General features: G+C 33.3%; 2 protein-coding genes. Both read left to right on the plus strand.

Going from position 1 to position 3,827, the window contains the following annotated elements; all coding sequences use genetic code 11:
• Window positions 1–392: 392 nt before the first annotated feature.
• Entirely contained in the window at window positions 393–1,289 is an 897-nt protein-coding gene (locus CKF58_RS06795) for an N-acetylneuraminate lyase (protein ID WP_119532274.1), read from the plus strand.
• 501 nt (window positions 1,290–1,790) lie between these two features.
• Window positions 1,791–3,320, plus strand: coding sequence for a sodium:solute symporter family transporter (locus CKF58_RS06800; RefSeq protein ID WP_119532276.1), 1,530 nt, complete (start codon window positions 1,791–1,793; stop codon window positions 3,318–3,320).
• The last annotated feature ends 507 nt before the right edge of the window (window positions 3,321–3,827 follow it).

Genomic DNA, 3,827 nt, shown 5'->3' on the forward strand with positions numbered 1-3,827 from the left:
CTATAGTAATTAAGGTCTTAATTTCTCGTACTTATCTAAGAGCTAAATCTAATTTTAGGTACTACTTGCGTTTTGCCTTTTGGTTACTTTTTAGCTAAAGCTGCAAAAAAAGTGCGACTGGTGACAGAGTTTTAGCACTTTTTCACCGCAAATCAATAAAATTCTAATAAAATAAGTATAGAAAGATCACAAAATTTTACTTATTTCTTTACTTAAGTTGTACAAAACGATCAAAAATTAACGGTTTTTTTTACAACCAAGTATTTAATATTTTTATACTACAGTCTTTTTCTATCATACTTGGCAAATCGAAGTTTAAGTTTAGATAGATCGTTTAGTTAGGTTGTACCTATAAGTAAACCTATCTCTTTCTTAATCTTCAAGGAGATAACATGACAAAAATTAAAGGTGTTATTAGTGCGCTCTTAGTTTCTTATAATTCTGATGGTACTCTAGATGAAGCGGGTACACGTAACATTATTCGCTACAACTTAGAACAAAATAAAATTGATGGATTGTATATTGGTGGTTCAACTGGTGAAAACTTTTTAATTGATACTGACACTAAAAAACGCATTTTTAAATTAGCAGCAGAAGAAGCTAAAGGCAAATGTGCTTTAATTGCACAAGTTGGTGGTATCAATCTTTTAGAATCACTAGAACTTGCTAAATATGTAAAAGAACTAGATGCATATGACGCATTATCTGCAGTAACACCGTTTTACTACAAATTTAGTTTTGCTGAAATTAAGGAATACTACAACCAAATTATTGCCGCAGCAGATATGGATATGATTATCTACTCAATTCCATTCTTAACCGGCGTAAACTTAAGCTTAAGTCAATTTGGTGAACTATATGACAACCCACGTGTAATTGGCGTTAAATTTACGGCAGCAGACTTCTATCTTCTTGAAAGACTAAGATTTGCATATCCTGATAAATTAATTCTTTCGGGCTTTGATGAAATGTTATTCCCTGCTTTAGTTTACAAAGTTGATGGTGCTATTGGTTCTACATACAACCTAAATGCTCCACTTGCTAAAGCTATCTTTGCTGCTGTAGCAGAAGGTAATAATGATAAAGCTCTAACATTACAGAATAAAATGAATAACTTTATTTCTGCTGTATTAGATAACGGTCTCTATCAAACCTTAAAAGAATGCTTAAAACTTGCAGGTGTTGACGCACAAATGTGTGTTCGTCCACCAATGTCACAACTAAGCACTAGTCAAAAAGAAAAAGCTGTAGAAATTTGGCAAAATCTTAAAGCAGATTTACCGCAATAAGATTTATGACAATAGCTTAGAAGCAATAGCTTAATACTTTTTTTCCTTATTTTTATAATTCAACCGAGGCATAAAAATAAGTAACTGCTTGTAATTTAATATTACAATGAAGTTTAAACGATAACTACTTAGAACCCAAAATGTCAAACAATTTAGTTCTTTAAGTTATCGTTTAAACTAACCTTAAGTGCAGCACTTTCCTTTCCACGCACTTAACCTTCTCTAGCTATAAACAAGCCCTAAGTTATCGTTTAAACTAACCTTAAGTGCAGCACTTTCCTTTCCACGCACTTAACCTTCTCTAGCTATAAACAAGCCCTAAGTTATAGCTACAACTCACCTTAATTATATTTAAGGGATCCTAACTAAAAAAGTTAATATCTCTAATATAAGATCGTAAGTTTGTTCTTCACATATAAGGGTAATCACCTAGATTTAATCTCAGAGTTTTATTAAATTTATGTTGTATTTGAGATTAGAGATAATGAGAGAGGATAATTTATGGATTCTACATCTTGGAGCTGGGTCAACTGGCTGGTAGTAGCTCTATACCTCATCGGGGTATTAGGTTTTGGTTTTCTCTTTACTAAATCCAAAACTAAATCATCAAAAGAATACTTCTTAGGTGGTGCACGTATCCCAGCATGGGTATCTGGTCTATCTATTTATTCGACCATGCTGTCATCTATTTCATATATTGCCTTACCGGCATCTATTTTCCGTAATGGCTTAATTGTAGGTACAGCTTCTTTAGGTACTATCCCTTTAGCTTTCTGGGTAGTACGTTACGTTATTCCAGTATTTCGTCGTGTAGATGCACTAACAGGTTATGAATACCTCGAAAAACGTTTTAAATCACGCTTTTTCCGTTACGTTGGTGCATTAGCATTCTCTTTATTCCACTTAGCGCGTATCGGTTTAGTTTTATACTTACCTGCTATTGCGTTAATGATTATTTTCCCTGGAACTTCAGTTATCACTTTAACAATCGTAACTGGTTTAGTATGTGTGGCATATACTACCGCTTCAGGGATTGCTGGGGTAGCATGGCTTGACGCTATCCAAGCTATTATTCTCTTAGTTGGTATGCTAATTATGATTGTTGTTGCTTTTGCGCATATTCCAGAAATTGGTTTATGGGGTGCACTACAAGAACAAGGTAAAGCATATTCAGCTAATAACTTTACATTCCGCTTAGCTGGTGACTCAATTTGGGCATTAGTAATCGGACATGGTATTTTCAGTTCAGTTTACTCATACATTGGTTCACAAGACGTAATCCAACGTTACTCAATTACTCCAACTGAACAAGAAGCGAAAAAAGCTGTACTATTTAACGTACCATTACTATTTGTTTCAGTAGTAATGTTTACCTTAATGGGTGCTGCTTTAATTATCTTCTTTAACTACTCTGGTAATACTCTACCTGAAGATATTTCTGGTAACGCTATCGTTCCTTACTTTATCTTCAAATTCTTACCTGTAGGTTTATCAGGTTTAGTAATTGTTGGTATTTTAGCAGCAACACAATCAACAGTTTCATCTTCAATTAACTCTTTAGCTACTTGTGTTGCTAATGATATCGTTTGCCCTAATAGCTCTGATGATAAATTCAAAGTGGTAGTTGGACTAGTTGCTTCAGCAGGTGCTGGTTTATTAGGTACAGCCTTAGCTTACTACTTAATCTTAGAAGGTCAAGGTGATGCCTTTAAACTCTTTGCTGGTTTAACTGGTCTATTTGGTGGTCCATTAGCTGCGATCTTCTTACTCGCACTCTTCTGTGATCGTGCTGGTAAAGAAGCAGGTTTAGCATGTCTATTATCAGCAATCGCTTTCTCATTCTACTTAGCTAACCCATTAAAACTTGGCTATACTCCAATCGAAGTAAGCCCATTCTTAAATGCTTTAGCAATTATTGGTGTAGGTTTAGTGGCTGGTATTATTGCTTCATTCATTTTCCCAGCACCGAAAAAAGAAAGCTTACAAAACTTAACTTATAGTTCAATTAAATCTCCAAATTTAACAAAATAAGAAAGTTGAACTTGTAAGTAATCGTTAATACTTATAAACTTATAGAGCGAGCCCCATAATTAAGGCTCGCTTTTTTATGGCATCTTAACTGTAAAATAATACCTTTAGCTTCTTGGCAATAGTCGTATTAAGTCGATACTTGTATAAGTGTAAATTTCCTAAATCAACAATAACCGAGTAAAAACTCGGTTATCAATCGCCACTCACAAAATATACTATCAATTAAATACTTACGTAGTATAATTTAAGTAGGTAATAAATACACCTTTTTCGTCAAAGTACCTAAATAACTTAGCAAAAACACCTAACTGTTATATATTGACAAATTTATGATTTTTGATGAGTAATGGTGGTTAATGTTATAATTTTTTGTAAATGTATTACCCCAAATACATTCACTTTACTTCTTTAAAGTAATCTCGTTATAAAACTATATTAATCCTCGCAATTATTTTATTCTTCGCAAAACACCTACTTTTAAAGTTTACGTTTGCCTTAGAATAAAAA

This window comes from Psittacicella hinzii, assembly GCF_003585935.1.
Taxonomy (GTDB): domain Bacteria; phylum Pseudomonadota; class Gammaproteobacteria; order Enterobacterales; family Psittacicellaceae; genus Psittacicella; species Psittacicella hinzii.